Origin of the sequence: Methylobacterium mesophilicum SR1.6/6, from assembly GCF_000364445.2 — a bacterium.
Taxonomy (GTDB): domain Bacteria; phylum Pseudomonadota; class Alphaproteobacteria; order Rhizobiales; family Beijerinckiaceae; genus Methylobacterium; species Methylobacterium mesophilicum_A.
This window is the reverse complement of the sequence record NZ_CP043538.1, coordinates 2,158,360-2,176,461: the sequence shown is the minus strand read 5'-3', so window position 1 is coordinate 2,176,461 and position 18,102 is coordinate 2,158,360. Positions and strand designations below refer to the sequence as shown.

Below are 18,102 nucleotides of genomic sequence, written 5' to 3'. Positions count from 1 at the left end.
CCCGATCAGGACTTCTTGCGCTGCTCGTCGTTGAACCGGAGCATGTCGATGATCGGCTGGTAGTCCTTGAGGGTCACCGGGGTGAGGCCCAGGTCCTTGCCGTCGGAGAGCCGGTCGAAGGCGGCCTTGTCGTCCTTCGGCAGGGCGACGAAGGCCGCGCGCAGCTTCGCCTTCAGGTCGTCCGGCAGGGTGGCCAGCATGGCGTAGGGCCCTTCCGGCAGGAAGTCGGACTTGAACACCACCCGGAAGTCGGAGGCCTGCATCGGCGTGCCGTCGGGCTTCTTCAGCAGGCCCTTGGTGATCATGCGGGTGACGATGGTGTCGGTCTCGGAGTTCCAGAGGTTGGCGGCGGCCTCGACCGTCCCCTGGGTCAGCGCCAGGACGGCGTTCTCGTGGCTGCCGGCGAAGACCGCCTTGCCGAAGAACCTGTCCACGTCGTAGCCGGCCCGCTTCAGGAAGAAGCGCGGCGCCTGGTTGCCGGAGGTGGAGTTGGGATCGACCAGGGCGAGGTTCTTGCCCTTCAGATCCTCGATGCTCTTGTACGGGCTGGAGGCCAGCGCGTAGATCACCGAGTAATAGCCCGCGGCGCCGGTCTCGTGCTGCGGGCTGACGATCGGCTCGACCTTCACGCCGGTCATCGCGGCGCGGGCGACGGAGGCCGGGCCGTAGAAGGCGAGCTGGATGTTGCCGGCCCGCTGGCCCTCGATCACCGCGGCGTAGTCGCTGGCAACCCGCAGCTTCACCGGCACGCCGACCGCCTTGGTCAGGTAAGCCGCCAGCGGCGTGTAGCGGTCGACGGTGCCGCTGGCGTTCTCCATCGGGATCACCGCCAGGGTCAGCTCGGGATACTGCGCCTTCCAGTCCTGCGCGGCGGCCGGCAGGCCGAGGAGGGCGAGCGCCGCGGCGGCGGCGAGGGTGCGTCGGGTGATCATGGTCTCATCCTTCGTATCGGCGTCTGCCGCGTGCTCGGCCGACCTTCGGCCGGGCGCATTCCGGTCTGTCTCTGGTCGCGGCTCAGGCGCTGAGGGCGGCTTCCCCGACCGGGCGCGCCGGCACGAAGCCGGGACGACCCGGCATCGCCGCCCGCTGCTCGGCCTCGCGCTGCGCCGCATCGTCGAGCACCTCGCCGGCCTCCAGGCCGTAGAGCCGGCGCGCGACCTCCTCGGTGAGATCGAACGGGCCGCCCTCGAACACCACGCGGCCGGCGCTCAACCCAACGAGGCGGTCGCAATAGGCGCGGGCGAGATCGAGGGAGTGCAGGTTGCACAGCACCGTGATGCCGTAGCGCCGGTTCACGTCCGCGAGCGCGTCCATCACGAGGCGCGTGTTGCGGGGATCGAGGGAGGCGACCGGCTCGTCGGCGAGCAGGATCTCGGGCTCCTGCACGAGGGCGCGGGCGATGGCCACGCGCTGCTGCTGCCCGCCCGACAGGCCGTCCGCCCGCTGGCCGGCGAACTCGCCCATGTCGAAGCTCTCCAGGGCGGCGAGCGCCATGGCCCGGTCCTCCTCGGACCAGAGGCGCAGGAGCGACCGGTGGCTCGGTACGTGGCTGAGCCGGCCCATCAGCACGTTGGTCATCACGTCGAGCCGGCCGACGAGGTTGAACTGCTGGAAGATCATCGCGCAGCGGGTGCGCCAATCCCGCAGGGCGCGGCCCCGCAGGCGCGTCACGTCGCGTCCGTCATGGAGAATGCGCCCGGATGTCGGATCCGCCAGCCGGTTGACGAGCCGGAGCAGCGTCGATTTGCCGGCGCCGGACCGGCCGATCACGCCGACGAAGCTGCCGGGCTCGATCTGCAGCGAGACGCCGTCCACGGCACGGCGGGCGCCGTACTGTCGCGTCAGATCTTCGATGACCAGCATGCATCCATCCGCCGGGGAATGGCCGCAGCTAAACGCGTCTTACACGACGATTGGATGACGAATACGACGCAATAATGTTTGCCGGCGCATTATCTACTTCGGGAGATCTGCCCGGTCCCGGCCCCGCCCTCGTACAGGTCGAGGAACGCCTCGACGGGCAGAGCGCGGAAATCCGGGAGCGCGGCGCGAAGCCTCGTGTGCTCCCAGTCCCACCAGGCGAGGCGCTCCAGCCGTGCCGCGACCGGCTCGGGGAAGCGGCGGCGCACGGGCCTGGCCGGGTTACCGACCACGATCGTGTAGGGCTCGATATCGCGGGTGACGATCGCGCCCGCGCCCACCACCGCGCCGGTGCCGATGGTCCGGCCGGGCAGCACCACCACGCCGTGGCCGATCCAGACGTCGTGGCCGATCGTGACCGGACTCGCCCGGCGCCGGTCGAAGAAGGCCGGCTCGTCCGCCTCCTCGGGCCAGTAGGCGCGCGCCCGGTAGGTGAAATGTGCCTGGGACGCCCGCTCCATCGGATGGTTGCCCGGGTTGATCCGGACGCTGGCGGCGATGGAGCAGAACTTGCCGATGGTGGTGTAGATCACCTCGCCGTCCTGGGCGATGTAGGAATAGTCGTCCAGAATCGACTCGGTCAGGCGGGTGCGGGCGCCGATCTCGGTGTAGCGGCCGAGCCGACATGCCTCGATCCGCGCGCTGGGATCGACGGCCGGTTCGAGGCCGAGGGCGCGCTCAGTCACGGGTGCTGCCTCCGCCTGCTGCGAAGGGCAGGCGCGCCAGGAGCCGGAACCGCCCGGACCCGTCCTGGGCCAGGAGGCACACGGCGTCGATCGTCACGGGCTCCGGCGCGGTGGCGGCATAGGCCTCAGACAGGCGCGCGAGCCAGGTCTCGCGCTCGGCCTCCAGCAGGGCGTCGGTCAGTGTCATGTGGAACCGGAAAGCCTCGAAGACGAACGGATAGCCCCAACGGTCGAGCAGCGCCCGTCCGCGCGCGTCGAGGCGGTCCGGGCGGCGTTTCGCCCGCTCGGCCTCGGTGAGCGGCGCGCGGAACGGGTCGAGGGCCGCCACGCACTCGGCGGCCAGCAGGCCGAGCGACGTCGGCGGGGCCTCCGGCACGAGGGCGAGGAACGGCCCGAGCGCCGCGACCCGCAAGGGGCCGACGGCCACCGGCGGGTGCGCGGCCGCGAGGTCCCGGGCAGCGCCGACGAGGTCGGCCTCCGTGCCGCCGGCGGCGAGGCGCAGCGGCGCCTTGAGGGTGGCGTGGAAGCCGTAGACCCGGGCTCCCCCGGTGACGGCGGCGAGGCCGCTCAGATCCGCCGGATGCGCCACCGCCTCCCCCGAGACGGTGTCGTAGCCGAGCACGGCCCGGCCGAAGGCTTCGAGGCGGGAGCCCGGGGCGGGCAGCCAGTACAGGGCGTAGCGGCGGGTCACGTCTCGGCCTCCGGGGTGCCGCGGTCAGGCTGACCGCGCGTAGGGACGGTCATCGGCCGCCCGGCGCGGGCGCACATCCATGGCGTTGCCGCGCCACACGATGGCGCTCTGGACCCAGGCGCCCAGCCAGATCGCCGGGATCAGGGCGTCGCGCACCAGGAAGGCCGCCAGCATCCGCGGCGAACGGTGCCAGCCCGCGCGGGCGGCGAGCCGGTCCTCGGCGCCATAGCACAGGCCGGCCAGCACCGCAGCGCCCGCGAGTCCCGTCAGGCTGCCGGCCCAGAGGGCCACCAGCAGCGCCGGCAGCAGGACGCCGCTGCCGATCTCCGGGGCGAAGAACAACGGGAAGGTCACCCGCCGCAGCCGCGCCCAGCGGAGCTGCCGCGCCCAGACCTCCCGGAGGCAGCGCGGCCCGAGCGGCTGCTCGAACGGACTCGCCACGAGGTGGACGCGCTTGCCGGCGGCACGCACGAGCTTGGTGGCGGCCGCGTCCTCGGCGATCTCGGCGGCGAGGGCCTGGAGGCCGCCCCGCCGATCCAGGAACGGCTTGTGCCACAGCATGCTCTTGCCCTGCGCGAAGCCGAGACCGAAGGCCTCGGCGGCGTATTGCCAGCGCGCCTGCAGGGAATTGAGGAAGGCGCACTCCACCTCGGCCATGAAGCTTCCGGGGCGTGCGCCGGCCGGCGTCGAGCAGACCACGCCGGTGTCGTCCCGCCACGCCGCCTGAAGGCGCTGGAGGTAGTCCGGCGGCATCGCCACGTTGGAATCGGCCAGGACCAGCCACTCGTGGGCGGCGGCGCGCCAGCCGCGCAGGCAGTTGTTCAGCTTGGGGTTCTCGCTGATCCGCTCGTCGCCGACGATCAGGCGGGCGGGCACGTGCGGGTGGGCGGCGATCAGGCGCCGCACCGTCGGCACGATCGGATCGCCCGGATCGGCAACGCAGAAAATCAGCTCGTAAGCCGGGTAATCGAGGTGGAAGCTGCGGGTGAGCATCTCCTCGCTGTAGGCCTCCAACCCGTGGAGCGGCCGCACCAGCGAGACCGGGGCCCCCGCCGGGAACCGCGACGGCCCGTCGATCCGGCCCAGGCGCCGCCCCGCGATGACGATGCTGCCGATCTGGACGAGGGCCAGGAGCGCACCGAACGACAGGGCCGGAACCAGGGCGTCACTCATGCGGGTCTCTCGTTGGCCGTCGCGCGGCCCGGTCGCTAGCGGCCGGACCGCGTCAGTCGTGTGACAGCCGGCCTGCCCCGGCGGCGGATGCGGCGGTCGCGAGGGGAGCGCGTGACCGTTGATGGCCTTCGTCGGAATCCCGCGGGCCGGATGCTGATACCAGGCGGACAACGGGGCGTTGCGTCACCGGACCGTCATGCGCGCATTTTAATCCCGCCTTCACCATCAGATTTGATTCCGCGCGAGGCTGCATGTCCGATTCCGCCGTCATGCCCTCGGGCCTCGCGCGAGGCCGGCCCGGAGGCGGCCCCCGGCTCGACCACGGGATGCACCTGGGGGGCGTCGTCGCCTTCCTGCTCGTGCTGGTGGCGGGGCTCGGCTACGCGGTCGTGAGCCTCATCGCCGACATGAACGCGGTCGGCGAGGCGCCGCTGGCCTACGGCGCCTTCGCGCTCCTGGGGCTCGCCCTGCTGATCGCGCTGGCCTTCGAGTTCGTGAACGGCTTCCACGATACCGCCAACGCGGTCGCCACGGTGATCTACACGCACTCCATGCCGCCGCTCGTGGCGGTGGTGTGGTCCGGCTTCTTCAACTTCCTCGGCGTGATGCTCTCCTCCGGCGCCGTGGCCTACGCCATCGTGACGCTGCTTCCGGTGGAGCTGATCCTGAATGTCGGATCGGGAGCCGGCTACGCGATGATCTTCGCGCTGCTCCTGGCCGCGATCCTCTGGAATCTCGGGACCTGGGCCTTCGGCCTGCCGAACTCCTCGTCCCACGCGCTGATCGGCTCTGTGCTCGGCGTCGGCCTTGCCAACCAGCTGATGAACGGCGGCGACGGCACCGCGGGCGTCGACTGGAATCAGGCGCTCAACGTGTTCAAGGCGCTGCTGTTCTCCCCGGTCTGCGGCTTTGTGCTGGCGGCCCTGCTGCTGCTCGCCCTGAAATTCGCGGTGCGCCGGAAGGATCTCTACGAGGCCCCCAAGGGTGATACGCCCCCGCCGCTCTGGATCCGCGGCCTGCTGATCCTCACCTGCACGCTGGTCTCCTTCTTCCACGGCGGCAACGACGGGCAGAAGGGCATGGGCCTGATCATGCTGATCCTGATCGGCGCCGCCCCGACCGCCTACGCGCTGAACCGCACCATGGCGGACGACACGACCCCCGCGTTCGTGCAGGCCTCGACGGCGGCGAGCCAGATCTTCTCCGCCCGGGCCGCCGGCACGCCGCAGCCCGAGGCCGCGCAGGCGCGCCGGACCGTCACGGAGGCGCTGAAATCCAAGGACCTCAATCAGCCGCCGGTCTACGCCGCCCTCGCGGCGCTCTCGAACGACATCGCCGCCAGCGTGAAGAATTACGGCGCGATCCGCACCGTGCCGGCCGCCCAGACGCAGAACCTGCGCAGCGACATGTACCTCGCCGCGGACGCGGTGCGGCTGCTCCCGGGCGCCGGGGCGGAGCTCTCGGAGGCCGACAAGGGCACGCTCAAGAGCTATTCCGGGTTGCTCAATGCCGGTACCCGCTACATCCCGGGCTGGGTCAAGATCTGCGTCGCGCTGGCCCTCGGGCTCGGCACGATGGTCGGCTGGAAGCGCATCGTGGTGACGGTGGGCGAGAAGATCGGCAAGACCCATCTCACCTACGCGCAGGGCGCCTCGGCCGAGATCGTGGCCGCCGGCACGATCGGGCTGGCCGAACTCTACGGCCTGCCGGTCTCGACCACCCACATCCTGTCGTCGGGCGTCGCCGGGACGATGGCCGCCAACGGCTCCGGGCTGCAGGCCTCCACCGTCCGCAACATGGCGCTGGCCTGGATCCTCACCCTGCCGGCCGCCATCACCCTCGCCGCGGCGCTGTTCTTCGTCCTGCGCCACGTGTTCTGATGCGGCCGGGCGGGCAGCGCGTCCTCCGCCCCGGGTCGGAAGGGGCGGCGCCCGGCCCGGCCTCCTGAGGTGCCCCCGCCCCTCAGGAACTCGCCATTGCCCGGACGAAAGCCAGGCACGTGCGGCGCGCGGCCGGGCTCGTGATCGCCGCGAAGGCGGCGACGAGATCGGCGGCCTGCGCGACGGTCGTGTCAGACTGATCCCGATCGGGGAAGAAGCTCGCGATCGGCACGCCGAGGGTCCTGGCGATACGCTCCAGGGCCTCCGGTTGTGCCGGCTCCGGGCCGAGCGTCGCCGCCGGAGCCAGGGTGTGCGATTGACCGGGCATCGCCAGTCAGGCGGCCTTGTGGCCGAGCTGGATCGCCTTGGCGATCTGCGAGCGCCGGGCGGCGTAGCCGGGGGCGACCATCGGGTAGTCGGCCGGCAGGCCGTACTGGGCCCGGTAGCGCTCGGGGGTGAGCCCGTGCGCCGTGAGGTGGCGCTTCAGGGTCTTGTAGGACCGGCCGTCGATGAAGCTGATCAGGCCGTCCTGATGGATCGAGGCCTCGACCTCCGCTGCGGACAGGCCCGATCCGTAGGCGCCTCCCGGCGGGTCCTTCAGGACCGCGATGGCCATGTGAACCTGATCGATCAGGCTCGGCAGTTCCGCGACACCGATCGCGTTCCTGGACACGTAGGCGGCGACGATGGCGCCGACCTGCTGCAACAGGGAAGGCGCGGAGATTTCGTTCAGGTGGTTCATGTTCGGCTTCACTGTCTAAGAATGCGCTGCGGCACACCGGCAGCTACTGCGCGATCGACCCGATCGCCCCTTGGGAAATGGGCCGAACTGGAAGCCCCACGCGACGCGCAGGACCAATCTTACCTCAAGTTGCCCCCTCGGCAGTTCTTGAGCTTGCAGATAATATACAATATGGGAGCGGCAGCGTTTGTCCGGCGGCGCGAGGTTTTTTGCCCGGCCGCGCGACCGGCGCGCTGAAGGCAAAAATTTACCAATGCAGGCCCGGTTTTCGTTCGCCAGCACCGAACTCCGAAACAGTTTCCAGGGTCGGCCCGATGTGGCGGGCAGCCCGACTGCAGCGGTTCGCATCCCTCCCGCCGGGCCGAGCGGAGCGTGCCCGCCGCATCCAGCCAGCCGGACAGCCCGGCCCTATCGGTCCGTGGCTGGACGCTCCCCACCTCAGGGCGCGCTCCAGCGGATCGGTCAGCGCAGGCCGACCGTTCCCGCCTCCGCAAACCGCGCGCCGAACCTCTGCCGATCGACCCGGCCGCCGCTCGGCACGCGGACGCGCGGTACGAGACAGGGCGGCGGCTGATGCTGCCGCTGTTCTCGACATCCGGACGTCCCGCTCGGAACCGCTTCAAAGCCTGGCGTGAGGGGCTGTTCGAGCGGCTGGTCCCCGTCGGGATCGAGCAGCGCGACGACCCATCCTTCGCGGGCCGACGGGACGTGACTGCGATCGCGGTCCTCACCGTCTCCCGGGTCTCGCAGGATGCACTGCGCTGCGAGACGACGCCGGACACATAGCGGCCGATGCGGACGCTCTTCTCGACGGACGGGATCCATCCCCGAAGCGCCTTCCGCCGCTGGCGGGACATGATGTGCGATCAGATGGTGCCGAACGAGATCCGGAACCTCGCGGCGGGACCGTTCCAGGGCCGGATCGAACTGGCCGCGTTCGGATGTCTGCCGATCACGCGGAGCGTTCAAAGCTCCACGCGCACGGAGGTGACGCCCGACGCGGTTCGACGAAACGGCCGGGGCGACCGCCTGTACGCGGTCTTCACCCAATCCGGTCGCCACGCTGTGCAGCAGAACGACCGCGCGGCGGTGGCCCGATCCGGCGACTTCGTCATCCTCGATCATCGTCCGGGCGTCAGCGAGATCGAGACCGGCAGCTCGCTGATCCTTGACCTGCCGCGCGCGCGCCTGGAGGGCGTGCTGGGTCCATCCCGTCTGTTCACCGCCCTCACGATCGGGGCCGACCTCGCCTCCACGACCCTGGCGAACACCTATATCGCGGAGCTGATCCGGGTGGGCGATCAGCTCAGCCCCGGCAGCGCCGCGCGCATGTCGTTGATCGGGGTCGATCTGATCGTTGCCAGCCTCGCGGAGCGGCTGGCGCGGGAGGTGCCGCGCTCCGTCCACGGCAATGCCACGGTCCAGCGGGCCAAGGCCTATGTCGAGGCCAATCTCGGCGATCCGACCCTCGACCCGCCGCATCTCGCCGCCGCGGTCGGCGTGTCGCTGCGCCGGCTGCAGGAGCTGTTCCACGAGCGCGGCCGGCACATCTCGGACTACATCTGGGAGCGCCGCCTCGAGGCTGCCGCTGCGCGGCTGGCCGACCCGGCCTGTGCCCACCTGTCGATCGGGATGCTGGCCTATGGCTGCGGCTTCCAGAGCCAGGCTCATTTCGCCCGTCGCTTCAAGGACCGCCACGGCCTGACGCCGCGGGAACACCGCCAGGCCGCCTTCGGAGGCGCTCCGTGATCCGCCGCCCCGGTCGCACCGGGGCGGCGGCCCGTCTCACGCCACACGGTCGCTGCGGCGCAGGCTCGCCGGCATGGCGAAGAGCGCGAGCCCGGCGGCGACCAGGCAGAGCACACCGATCCCGTAGAGGGCCGGCGTGGTCGAGCCGGTGAGGTCCTTGACCCAGCCGACCATCACGGGGCTGACGATGCCGCCGAACTGGCCGAGCGTGTTGATCAGCGCGATGCCACCCGCGGCGCCCACGCCGGTGACGAGCTTGGCCGGCAGCGTCCAGAAGGTCGGGATCGACGCCACGATGCCGGCGCCCAGCAAGGCCAGGGCAAACATCAGCGGCACGATGTGCTTGTCGAACAGGCCGGCGCCGAAGAAGCCGAGCGCCGCCGCGATCGCGAGGCCCGCGACGAATTTCGGCCGCTCGCCGGAGGCGTCGGACAGGCGCCCGATCACCACCATGCTGATCGCCCCGCAGATGTAGGGGATTGCCGTCAGGAAGCCCACGGACGCGGCCTGCCCGCCGCTCGCGGTCTTGATCAGGTCCGGTCCCCAGAAGTTCAGCCCGTAGGAGCCGATCTGCAGCAGGAAGTAGATCAGCGCGATCATCAGGAAGCCCGGCTGCTTGATCGCCCCGAGGAGCGAGTGGTCGCCGATGTCCCGATTGTGGTGGGCGATGCGACTCGACAGGAGATCCTTCTCGGGCTGGGACAGCCAGCGGGCGTCGGAGATCCGGTCGTCGAGGCGGGTCAGCACGAGGATGCCGAGCACGAGGCAGGGCAGGCCGCCCGCCAGGAACAGCCACTGCCAGCCGGCGAGGTCCCAGACGCCGTTCAGACCGCCGAGGATCAGGCCCGCCACCGGCGCGCCGAAGATGCCCGAGAAGGCCGAGGCCACGAACATGAACGAGGTGATCCGCCCGCGGTGCGAAGCCGGGAACCACAGGGTCAGGTAATAGAGGATGCCCGGCGCGAAGCCCGCCTCCATGGCGCCGATCAGGAAGCGCAGCGCGTAGAAGTGCCACTCGCTGCGGATGAAGATCATCAGCGCGGTGGCGATGCCCCAGGAGATCATGATGCGGGCGATCCAGCGGCGCGCCCCGACCCGGTAGAGGAAGAGGTTCGAGGGCACCTCGAAGATGACGTAGCCGATCACGAACATGCTCGCGCCGAGGCCGTAGGCGACGTTGCTGAAGCCGAGGTCGCTCTGGAGCTGGAACTTGGCGAAGCTGATGTTGATGCGGTCGAAGAACGCGAACATGTAGCAGATCATGATCAGCGGCATGAGCCGCCACGCGACCTTGCGGACGACGGCGTTCTCCGTCACCGCGCCGGCCTCGACGGCCGCCGGCGCGCCCGACAGGACTGCGGTCATGGGTTTCCTCCGTCTTCTTGGGATTGGGGGAGCAGTGCCGCCTTCGGGTGGGCGGCTTTTCGCGGTGAACAAAGGCGATGGACCGGTCGCGGCGCGTCTCCCCCCCTCTGCGGGGAGGGAGCGCGGCGCGTTCGTCAGAGCCGTCGGCGCTTGAGTGTCGCGGTGATGGCCGCGGCTCACGCCGCCCTGGCGGGCGCCGGATGCAGGTCGCAGGGGCGTCCGGCCTTGGCGACCTGACCGGGAACGTCGTGCCCCACGAGGCGGGGCAGGTCCCGCGACAGTCCGATCAGCGCCGGCAGATCGAGGCCCGTGGGCACGCCAATCTCGTGGGCCATGCTGACGAGGTCCTCGGTACAGATGTTGCCGGTGGCACCCGGCGCGAACGGGCAGCCGCCGAGGCCGCCGAGCGCCGCGTCGAAGCGCCGGGCGCCGGTGTCGAAGGCGGCCAGCACGTTGGCGAGGCCGAGGCCGCGGGTGTTGTGGAAGTGGAGCGTCAGGCGCCCGGCGCCGACGAGCGGCAGCACGCGGGCGACGAGGCGCGCCACCTGTCGGGGGTTGGCCATGCCGGTGGTGTCGGCGAGCGTCACCCCGTCGACGCCGAGCGACAGGTAGCGCTCCACCTGCGCCACCACCGTGTCGACCGGCTGGTCACCCTCGAAGGGGCAGCCGAAGGCGGTGGCCACCGTGGCGTTGGTGCTGACGGGCGCGCCGCGCACCGAATCCATGATCCGCGCGAAGCCGGCGATGGAGTCGGCCGGGCTCATGCCCATGTTGGCGCGGTTGTGGGTCTCGCTCACCGAGGCGACGAGGTTGATCTCGTCGACCTTGGCGGCGAGCGCCCGCTCGGCACCCTTGGGGTTCGGCACCAGGGCGACGTAGACCGTGCCGGGCCGGCGCCGGATCCCTGAAAAAACCTCGGCCGCGTCGGCGAGCGCCGGAACAGCCTTCGGCGACACGAAGGACGAGACCTCGATGCGGCTGAAGCCGGCCTCCGAGAGCGCGTCGATCAGGCGGATCTTCTCCGCCGTCGCCACGAAGACGGGCTCGATCTGGAAGCCGTCGCGGGTGGCGACCTCCTGGACGATCATGGCGTCGCCGCTCATGCCACCGCTCCCTTCTCGCGCAAGGCGGCGATGCGGTCGGCGTCGAGGCCGAGCTCGCCGAGCACCGAATCCGTGTGGGCGCCGAGCGCCGGACCCTGCCAGCGCACCGCGCCGGGGGTGTCGGACAGCTTCGGCACGATGCCGGGCATCTTGACCTGGGTCCCGCCGGGCAGCTCCGCCTGCAGGATCATGTCGCGCGCCTGATAGTGCGGGTCGGCGACGATGTCGGCCACCGAGTAGATCCGGCCGGCCGGCACGTCGGCCGCGTCGAGGGCGGCGAGCGCCTCCTCGACGGTCTTGGTCCTCGACCAGTCGGCGATGAGGCCGTCCAGCATCGCGGATTGCTTGGAGCGGCCCTCGTTGTTGCGCAGCGCCGGGTCGTCCGCGAGGTCGGGACGGCCGATCGCCGTCATCAGGCGGCGGAAGATCGGGTCGCTGTTGCCGGCGATGACCACGTAACCGCCGTCCCGCGTGGGATAGGTATTCGAGGGCGTGATGCCCGGCAGCGCGCCGCCGGTGCGGGTGCGGACCTCGCCCAGCAGGTCGTATTCGGGGACGAGGCTCTCCATCACGTTGAACACGCTCTCCACCAGGGAGACGTCGATCACCTGCCCGGCGCCCTGCCCGGTCTTGACCCGCAGGAGCGCCATCAGCGCGCCGATCACGCCGTGGAGGGAGGCCAGGGTGTCGCCGATGCTGACGCCGACGCGGGCCGGGGGCGCCTCCGGGCTGCCGGTGGTGAAGCGGATACCGCCCATCGACTCGCCGATGGCGCCGAAGCCGGGACGGTCGCGGTAGGGGCCGGTCTGGCCGTAGCCCGAGATGCGGACCATCACGAGGTTGGGGTTCAGTGCCGAGAGCACGTCCCAGCCGAGGCCGAGCTTCTCCAGGCCGCCGGGTCGGAAGTTCTCCACCACCACGTCGGCGCTCGTGGCGAGCTGCTTGACGACGTCGAGACCCTCTGGAGACTTCAGATTGACGGCGATCGACTTCTTGTTGCGCGACTGCAGGTACCACCAGAGGGACGTGCCCTCGTGCATCTTGCGCCACTTGCGCAGGGGATCGCCCTCGCCCGGGGGCTCGACCTTGATCACCTCGGCGCCGAACTCGGCCATCAGGCGCGTCGCGAACGGCGCGGCGATCAGCTGACCCAGTTCAAGAACACGGATACCGCTGAGCGGACCGGACATTCTCTCCTCCATGACTTATTGATTGTATGAATACTGTCGTTCGGCATTTTAAGTCCAAAACGCCATGCACTAACGTGCGTTCGCGAGCGGAGAACGCAGCTCCCCAGGACGCGGCGGATCGCGAGCTTATGTGACCGCGATAAGCCTGCGCCTCGAAGCATCCATCCCGTCCTTCCGGGGCCCCGAAGGCGAGCCCGGACTCCAGAGCCGCAGGCAGCAGCCGAGCAAGGCACCCGTCGCGGTTCTGGAGTCCGGGTCCTGCGGCGCAGTCCCGGAATGACGGTGCGGGTGCGGTGTTGCAATCGACGCCAAGAGGCGGCGCGATCTGTCATCATGAATCCTCAGCCCTGCTGGATGCAGCCCCCCCGAAGATGGTCCAGCAACAGCGTCGCGGCGGGCGTCAGGGACCCCGGCCGGACCACGAGGCGCAGGGTGCGCCGCGCCCAGGGATCCGTGAGCGGGACGGCCGCGAGGCGCATCGGCGGTCCCAGCAGGGCGTAGACATGCTCCGGGACAGTGCCGAGTCCCATCCCGACCTGGGCCATCCGGCAGATCGCGTCGAAGCTCGGCACGTGCATCCGCAGCCGCAGGGGACGGCCGAGGCGCCGCGCCTCGTCCCGCAACGCCGCGTAGATCGAGCTCGCCGCGTGCATCCCGACATGGTCGTAGTCGAGGGTGTCGGCCAGGGCGACGGCGTCCCGGCCGCTCAGGGGATGGTCCGCCGGCATCACCAGGACGAGGCGGTCGGACCGATACGGATGGGCCGAGAGGGACCGGGTCTCGGTGCCGCCCGCGCAGATGCCGAGATCCGCGAGCCCCTCCTCGACCCCCGCCACGACGCCGCCGCTCGGACGCTCCTCCAGATCGAGCCGGATCGCGGGCTGCACCGCCAGAAAGGCCTGCAGATCCTCGGGCAGGAATTCCACGATGGCCGAGAGGTTGGCGAGCACCCGCACGAAGCCGCGCACGCCCCGGGCATGCTCGGCGAGTTCCAGGGCGATCTGCTCGGCGCTCGCCAGCATGCGGCGCGTGTGATGCAGCAGCGTCTCGCCCGCGGGCGTCGGGCGCATGCCCCGGGGCTCCCGGGTGAGCAGGGTGCAGCCGAGGGCGTGCTCCAGTTCCGCGAGACGCTTGCTCACCGCCGATGGGGCGATGGCCGCGCGACGGGCCGCGCCGTTGAGCGTGCCCTCCTCGCAGATCGCCGCGAACAGGCGCAGCGTCTTGAGATCGAGGCGGCTCAGAATCGCGGCGGCGGGCAGATCGGCGGACACGGGCTTCGCGCTCGACGGCCGCGGCTCAGTCCCGGGACCCGACCGGCTGGCCATGGGTGCCGTAGCCCAACTTCGCGGCCTTGCGGTTGACCACACCGAAGCGCAGCACAGCCCGCTCCAGGCCGTCGATCGCCGACACGAGGCGCGCGCGCGCCGCCGCGATCTCGTCCTCGCCCTCGTCGAGGGGGGTCTCGGCGAGCTTCACGGCGGCGATCAGGACCTGATCGCGCTCGTCCTCGAGCCGTGGATCCCGCTCCACGTGGCCGCGCACCACGGCGTCGTACGCCTCGATCACCGACCAGGGCAGCGCGTCCTTGCCGGAGGGCGCCACGAAGGCCAGGGCGTGACGCCGCGCGACCGCTGTCGCGGCCCTGAGGTGACCGGCGAGTTCTGCTTCCATCCCTGGGCTCCGCGCATCCGCGCCTGTCGGCTCGACCCGTGTCGAACGCGCACCCGTCCGAGCCGTTGCGCCGCGCATGTCCCGACGGTTCTCGCGGCACGCCGCGCGGAGGGCTTAACCGTAGGCGTTGCGGGACCTATCTCTCGGATCTGTGATCGTTGGGCCGGGCGTGTCCCGGCCGGGAGGGGCACGACATGAATCCGAGTCTGTATGCCGGCAACCTGCGCCGGCCGCCCGCGATGGCCCGCCTCCTCGCGGTGCTGACGATGATCCTGGTGGCCACGGGGCTCTCGGGCTGCGGCGCCATCAACCGGGTGCCGACGCTGCAGGAGCAGGCGAAGTCCGCCTGGAGCGAGGTGCAGAACCAGTACCAGCGCCGCGCCGACCTGATCCCCAACCTCGTCGAGACCGTGAAGGGCTACGCCCAGCAGGAGAAGGACGTGCTGATCGGCGTGACCGAGGCGCGCGCGAAGGCCTCGAGCGTGAAGGTCGACGCTTCCACGGTGAGCGACCCGCAGAAGTTCAAGGAGTACCAGGACGCCCAGAACCAGCTCTCCGGCGCCCTCGGGCGCCTGCTGGTGACGGTGGAGAAGTATCCGGATCTCAAATCGAACCAGAATTTCCTGGCCCTGCAATCCCAGCTCGAGGGCACCGAGAACCGGATCGCGGTGGCGCGGCGCGACTATATCGGGGCCGTCCAGGCCTACAACACCGAGGTGCGCACGATTCCGGGCCGCTGGATCGCGGCGTTCCTCTATCCCGACGCCAAGCCCATGGAGACCTTCACGGCCACGCCGAACGCCGACCGGCCGCCGAACGTGAAGTTCTAGGGTCGGCCCGTGGGCTGGAGCATCCCCGTACGGGTGCGGCTTGCCCTGGCGCTCGCCGTCATCGCCGCGTGTCTCGCGGTCTACGCGGTCGGCGCGCTGGCGGCGGAGCTGAGCTTCCCGACCCTCACCGGCCGCGTGGTCGACGCGGCCGGGATCCTCACGCCCGATCAGCGCGGCGCGCTCGAAGCCAAGCTGAAGGCGCATGAGGACAAGACCTCGGATCAGGTGGTCGTGGCGACGGTCCCGAACCTCCAGGGCACGACCGTCGAGGACTACGCCAACCGTCTGTTCCGCGCGTGGAAGCTCGGGCAGGCCAAGACCAACAACGGCGTCCTCCTCTTGGTGGCGCCGAGCGAGCGCAAGGTCCGGATCGAGGTCGGCTACGGGCTCGAAGGCGCGCTGACCGACGCGCTCTCGCGGGTGATCATCGCGAGCGCGATCACCCCGCGCTTCAAGACCGGCGACTATTACGGCGGGCTGGACGCGGGGGTCGACGGCATCCTGTCGATCCTGGCGGGCGACGCGCAGGAGTGGCAGCGCAAGCCGCAGGTGCGCACCGACGAGGTCGATCCCGCGCAGGTCGCGCTGTTCATCGGTCTGTTCCTGATCGTCCTGTTCGTCGCGTGGCGCATGAACCGGGCCGGCGGACGGGCCGGGTTCGGGCGCCGCGGCGGCGTCGTGATCCTGCCGGGCCCCGGCTCGGGCGGATGGGGCGGCGGCTTCTCCGACGGCGGATCATCCGGCGGCTTCGGCGGTGGATTTTCCGGCGGGGGCGGCTCGTCGGGCGGCGGGGGAGCATCCGGTGACTGGTAGGAGCGCCGACGTGCTGACAGCCGATGCGCAGGCGCGCCTCGCCCGGGTGGTGGCGCGGGCCGAGGCCGGCACCTCCGGCGAGATCGTCGTGATGGTGTGCCGGCAGGCGGGCGCCTATCGCTCGGTGGTGCTGCTGGCTGTGCTGGTGGCCGCGCTGATTCTGCCCTGGCCCCTGATCGCGCTGACCGCCTGGAGCGCGGCCTCGATCCTGCTCGCCCAGGCGGCCCTGGTCGCCTTCCTGCTCCTGGCGAGCCAGCAGGAGCGGCTGCGCCTCGCCCTGGTGCCGCGGAGCCTGCGCCGCGCCCGCGCCCGGGAGGCGGCCCGCCGCGCCTTCTGGTCCCGCGGCCTGAGCCGGACCCGCGCCCGCACCGGCGTGCTGCTCTACCTGTCGCTCGCCGAACGGCACGCCGAGATCGTCGCCGATCTCGGCGTTCTGGGACGGATCCCGCAGGAGGTCTGGGACGGCGTCCTGAACGACCTCGTGCCGGCCCTCGGGCGCGGCGAGGTCGAAGCCGGACTGACGGTGGCGGTGGAACGGGTTGGCGCCCGCTTGGCGGACCATCTCCCGGCCGGGCCGGACGATCCGGACGAGTTGCCGAACCGGGTGATCGTGGTCGATTGACGCCGCCGGTCGCAGCAGCGCCCCCTCATCGCGTGCGGAGCGGAGCGGCCGAGGGAGGCGCGGAAGCGCGGCGGAAGGCGCCCGCCGGCTGGCTTCGCTCCGCTCCGCAAAGTCGGCGGCGCGACACGATCGAAGGCCACCTCCAGCGGCCCGAATTGTGCGTCGCCGCACGAAGCCTGTGTCCGGGCGTAACCATGTATCTTGGCGTGCGATTGCTCTGTTGAGGCCGCCGCGGGCGCGCCTCAGGCGCCGGACGGCGCCAGGACCATGACGAGGAGCCAGGCCGGCCCCGCTGGCCTCGCTCGAGGAGCCCGAGATGAAGATCCTGATCGCCGCATCCCCCCTCACCGGCCACGTGAACCCGCTGCTCGCCATCGGCCGGGCCGCCGCCGCGCGGGGCGACACCGTCCTGATGCTGAGTGATGCGGCGTTCCGCGGGAAGATCGAGGCGGCGGGCCTGCGCTTCACGGATTATCCGGACAACCGGTCCGCGGAATACCGCGAGACCGAGCTGCCCGCCGGCCCGGAGCGCTACCGGCGCGAGTTCGAGCGGCGCTTCGTCGATCCCATGCCGGTGCAGGCTGCGACCCTCCGGCGCCTGATCGCCGAGGAGGCGCCGGACGTGATCGTCGCCGGCAGCATGTTCCTCGGCGTGCTGCCGCTCCTCCTCGACACGGCGCCGCGGCCGCCCATCGTGACCGTCAACGTCAGCTTCCTGTTCCTGGAACGGCCCGACCACGCTCCGATCGGCCTCGGCCTCCCCCCGCCGGCGACCAGGCCGAGCGGGTCCGCTACGCGGCCATGAAGGCCGGCATGGATGCGGCCTTCGCCAACCCGGTCCGCGCCTACGCCGACGGCCAGCTCGCCAAGCTCGGCCTGCCGCCGCTGCCGGCCTCGCTGCCGCACTCCATCGTGGTGCTGCCCGACCTGTTCCTCCAGCCCACCGTGCCGGGCTTCGAGTACGATTACGGCGCGTTGCCGCCGGGCGTACGCTTCATCGGGCTGCTGGAGCCGCCCGCGCCGCCGGCTCCCTTGCCGGATTGGTGGCCGGAGCTGGAGGCGGCGAATGCGGCGGGCCGGCCCGTCATCCTGGTGACGCAGGGGACCTTGGCCAACGCGGATTTCGGCGAGCTGGTCGAGCCGACTCTCGCCGCCCTGGCGGGTCGCGACGACCTCCTCGTCCTGGCCACCACCGGCGGGCGCCCCGTCGACGCCCTGCGCGGGCCGATCCCGGCCAACACCCGCGTCTCCGAGTTCCTGCCGTTCCGCGATCTGCTGCCGCGGGTCAGCGTGCTCGTGACCAACGGCGGCTACGGCAGCGTCTCGCAGGCGCTCGCCGCCGGCGTCCCGATCGTCTCCGCCGGCCTCACCGAGGACAAGGCGGAGGTGAACGCGCGCATCGGCTGGTCCGGCGTCGGCCTCAACCTCGCGACCAACACGCCGAGTTCGGACGCGATCGGCGCGGCGGTGGCGCGGGTGCTCGACGAGCCCGGCTTCCGGCAGCGCGCCGGTACGATGCGCGACGCCTTCGCGGCCCGGGACGCCATGGCCGGCATCATGACGGCGATCGACGACCTTGCAGGCACGGGCCCGGTGCGCGGCATCGGTGCGGGTCTCGCGGTGCCGCTGATGAGGTCGGCGTGAGCGCGCCGTCCGGTCCCGGGGTC

The 18,102-nt window shown here is 71.1% G+C and carries 18 protein-coding genes and 1 pseudogene; 7 read left to right on the top strand and 12 right to left on the bottom strand.

Features of this window, described 5'->3' with window-relative positions:
- Positions 1–5: 5 nt before the first annotated feature.
- From phnD to MMSR116_RS10230, 5 genes are all read right to left on the bottom strand, one after another.
- Positions 6–932 (bottom strand): phosphonate ABC transporter substrate-binding protein, encoded by a 927-nt coding sequence (gene phnD, locus MMSR116_RS10250; RefSeq protein ID WP_158168710.1) that lies wholly within the window; start codon positions 930–932, stop codon positions 6–8.
- Between the two features lie 82 nt (positions 933–1,014).
- Positions 1,015–1,863, bottom strand: a complete 849-nt coding sequence (gene phnC / locus MMSR116_RS10245; protein WP_158168708.1) for a phosphonate ABC transporter ATP-binding protein — start codon at positions 1,861–1,863, stop codon at positions 1,015–1,017.
- Between the two features lie 89 nt (positions 1,864–1,952).
- A complete protein-coding gene (locus tag MMSR116_RS10240) occupies positions 1,953–2,606 on the bottom strand; it encodes a chloramphenicol acetyltransferase (RefSeq protein WP_158168706.1) in 654 nt (217 codons plus the stop codon).
- Positions 2,599–3,297: a DUF1045 domain-containing protein gene (locus MMSR116_RS10235; RefSeq protein WP_158168704.1), complete on the bottom strand. Its 699-nt coding sequence runs from the start codon at positions 3,295–3,297 to the stop codon at positions 2,599–2,601. Before MMSR116_RS10235 ends, MMSR116_RS10240 begins: the two co-directional genes overlap by 8 nt.
- Before the next feature lie 24 nt (positions 3,298–3,321).
- A complete protein-coding gene (locus tag MMSR116_RS10230) occupies positions 3,322–4,470 on the bottom strand; it encodes a ceramide glucosyltransferase (protein WP_158168702.1) in 1,149 nt (382 codons plus the stop codon).
- A 251-nt stretch (positions 4,471–4,721) separates the two neighbouring features.
- On the opposite strand from MMSR116_RS10230, the gene MMSR116_RS10225 reads away from it, so the two are divergent.
- Positions 4,722–6,350, top strand: coding sequence for an inorganic phosphate transporter (locus MMSR116_RS10225; RefSeq protein WP_158168700.1), 1,629 nt, complete (start codon positions 4,722–4,724; stop codon positions 6,348–6,350).
- 82 nt (positions 6,351–6,432) lie between these two features.
- On the opposite strand, the gene MMSR116_RS10220 is transcribed toward MMSR116_RS10225, so the two are convergent.
- Positions 6,433–6,678: a hypothetical protein gene (locus MMSR116_RS10220; protein WP_244625634.1), complete on the bottom strand. Its 246-nt coding sequence runs from the start codon at positions 6,676–6,678 to the stop codon at positions 6,433–6,435.
- Between the two features lie 6 nt (positions 6,679–6,684).
- Entirely contained in the window at positions 6,685–7,092 is a 408-nt protein-coding gene (locus MMSR116_RS10215; RefSeq protein WP_158168698.1) for a MucR family transcriptional regulator, read from the bottom strand.
- A 573-nt stretch (positions 7,093–7,665) separates the two neighbouring features.
- Here MMSR116_RS10215 and MMSR116_RS10210 point away from each other — a divergent pair.
- Entirely contained in the window at positions 7,666–7,878 is a 213-nt protein-coding gene (locus tag MMSR116_RS10210) for a hypothetical protein (RefSeq protein WP_158168696.1), read from the top strand.
- A gap of 6 nt (positions 7,879–7,884) precedes the next feature.
- The gene (locus MMSR116_RS10205; RefSeq protein ID WP_158168694.1) at positions 7,885–8,841 is read left to right on the top strand and encodes a helix-turn-helix domain-containing protein; all 957 of its coding nucleotides are present in this window, start codon (positions 7,885–7,887) and stop codon (positions 8,839–8,841) included.
- Between the two features lie 36 nt (positions 8,842–8,877).
- On the opposite strand, the gene MMSR116_RS10200 is transcribed toward MMSR116_RS10205, so the two are convergent.
- The 5 genes from MMSR116_RS10200 to MMSR116_RS10180 all read right to left on the bottom strand — a co-directional run bounded on the left by MMSR116_RS10200 (position 8,878) and on the right by MMSR116_RS10180 (position 14,170).
- Complete coding sequence (locus MMSR116_RS10200) at positions 8,878–10,206, bottom strand: MFS transporter (protein ID WP_158168692.1); 1,329 nt, start codon at positions 10,204–10,206, stop codon at positions 8,878–8,880.
- A gap of 176 nt (positions 10,207–10,382) precedes the next feature.
- On the bottom strand, positions 10,383–11,309 hold the full coding sequence (locus tag MMSR116_RS10195; protein WP_158168690.1) for a hydroxymethylglutaryl-CoA lyase: 927 nt from the start codon (positions 11,307–11,309) through the stop codon (positions 10,383–10,385).
- Positions 11,306–12,499, bottom strand: a complete 1,194-nt coding sequence (locus tag MMSR116_RS10190) for a CaiB/BaiF CoA transferase family protein (protein ID WP_158168688.1) — start codon at positions 12,497–12,499, stop codon at positions 11,306–11,308. The genes MMSR116_RS10195 and MMSR116_RS10190 overlap by 4 nt, the downstream gene beginning before the upstream one ends.
- 341 nt (positions 12,500–12,840) lie before the next feature.
- Positions 12,841–13,770, bottom strand: coding sequence for a LysR substrate-binding domain-containing protein (locus tag MMSR116_RS10185; RefSeq protein ID WP_158168686.1), 930 nt, complete (start codon positions 13,768–13,770; stop codon positions 12,841–12,843).
- A gap of 25 nt (positions 13,771–13,795) precedes the next feature.
- On the bottom strand, positions 13,796–14,170 hold the full coding sequence (locus MMSR116_RS10180; protein ID WP_158168684.1) for a hypothetical protein: 375 nt from the start codon (positions 14,168–14,170) through the stop codon (positions 13,796–13,798).
- Positions 14,171–14,409: 239 nt separating this feature from the next.
- Between MMSR116_RS10180 and MMSR116_RS10175 the strand changes: the two genes are divergently transcribed.
- The 4 genes and pseudogenes from MMSR116_RS10175 to MMSR116_RS10160 all read left to right on the top strand — a co-directional run bounded on the left by MMSR116_RS10175 (position 14,410) and on the right by MMSR116_RS10160 (position 18,079).
- On the top strand, positions 14,410–15,000 hold the full coding sequence (locus MMSR116_RS10175) for a LemA family protein (RefSeq protein ID WP_191991950.1): 591 nt from the start codon (positions 14,410–14,412) through the stop codon (positions 14,998–15,000).
- A gap of 33 nt (positions 15,001–15,033) precedes the next feature.
- The gene (locus MMSR116_RS10170) at positions 15,034–15,813 is read left to right on the top strand and encodes a TPM domain-containing protein (RefSeq protein WP_432419904.1); all 780 of its coding nucleotides are present in this window, start codon (positions 15,034–15,036) and stop codon (positions 15,811–15,813) included.
- Complete coding sequence (locus MMSR116_RS10165; protein ID WP_158168678.1) at positions 15,803–16,435, top strand: TPM domain-containing protein; 633 nt, start codon at positions 15,803–15,805, stop codon at positions 16,433–16,435. The genes MMSR116_RS10170 and MMSR116_RS10165 overlap by 11 nt, the downstream gene beginning before the upstream one ends.
- A 316-nt stretch (positions 16,436–16,751) precedes the next feature.
- Positions 16,752–18,079 (top strand): annotated as a pseudogene (locus tag MMSR116_RS10160) (nucleotide disphospho-sugar-binding domain-containing protein).
- Positions 18,080–18,102: the final 23 nt, after the last annotated feature.

Coding starts and splice junctions, on each gene's coding strand:
- MMSR116_RS10190 (WP_158168688.1), bottom strand. CDS start 12,499: ATGTCCGGTCCGCTCAGCGGTATCCGTGTTCTTGAACTGGGTCAGCTG.
- MMSR116_RS10220 (WP_244625634.1), bottom strand. CDS start 6,678: ATGCCCGGTCAATCGCACACCCTGGCTCCGGCGGCGACGCTCGGCCCG.
- MMSR116_RS10215 (WP_158168698.1), bottom strand. CDS start 7,092: ATGAACCACCTGAACGAAATCTCCGCGCCTTCCCTGTTGCAGCAGGTC.
- MMSR116_RS10180 (WP_158168684.1), bottom strand. CDS start 14,170: ATGGAAGCAGAACTCGCCGGTCACCTCAGGGCCGCGACAGCGGTCGCG.
- MMSR116_RS10175 (WP_191991950.1), top strand. CDS start 14,410: ATGGCCCGCCTCCTCGCGGTGCTGACGATGATCCTGGTGGCCACGGGG.
- MMSR116_RS10205 (WP_158168694.1), top strand. CDS start 7,885: ATGCGGACGCTCTTCTCGACGGACGGGATCCATCCCCGAAGCGCCTTC.
- MMSR116_RS10230 (WP_158168702.1), bottom strand. CDS start 4,470: ATGAGTGACGCCCTGGTTCCGGCCCTGTCGTTCGGTGCGCTCCTGGCC.
- MMSR116_RS10200 (WP_158168692.1), bottom strand. CDS start 10,206: ATGACCGCAGTCCTGTCGGGCGCGCCGGCGGCCGTCGAGGCCGGCGCG.
- phnD (WP_158168710.1), bottom strand. CDS start 932: ATGATCACCCGACGCACCCTCGCCGCCGCCGCGGCGCTCGCCCTCCTC.
- MMSR116_RS10210 (WP_158168696.1), top strand. CDS start 7,666: ATGCTGCCGCTGTTCTCGACATCCGGACGTCCCGCTCGGAACCGCTTC.
- phnC (WP_158168708.1), bottom strand. CDS start 1,863: ATGCTGGTCATCGAAGATCTGACGCGACAGTACGGCGCCCGCCGTGCC.
- MMSR116_RS10225 (WP_158168700.1), top strand. CDS start 4,722: ATGTCCGATTCCGCCGTCATGCCCTCGGGCCTCGCGCGAGGCCGGCCC.
- MMSR116_RS10195 (WP_158168690.1), bottom strand. CDS start 11,309: ATGAGCGGCGACGCCATGATCGTCCAGGAGGTCGCCACCCGCGACGGC.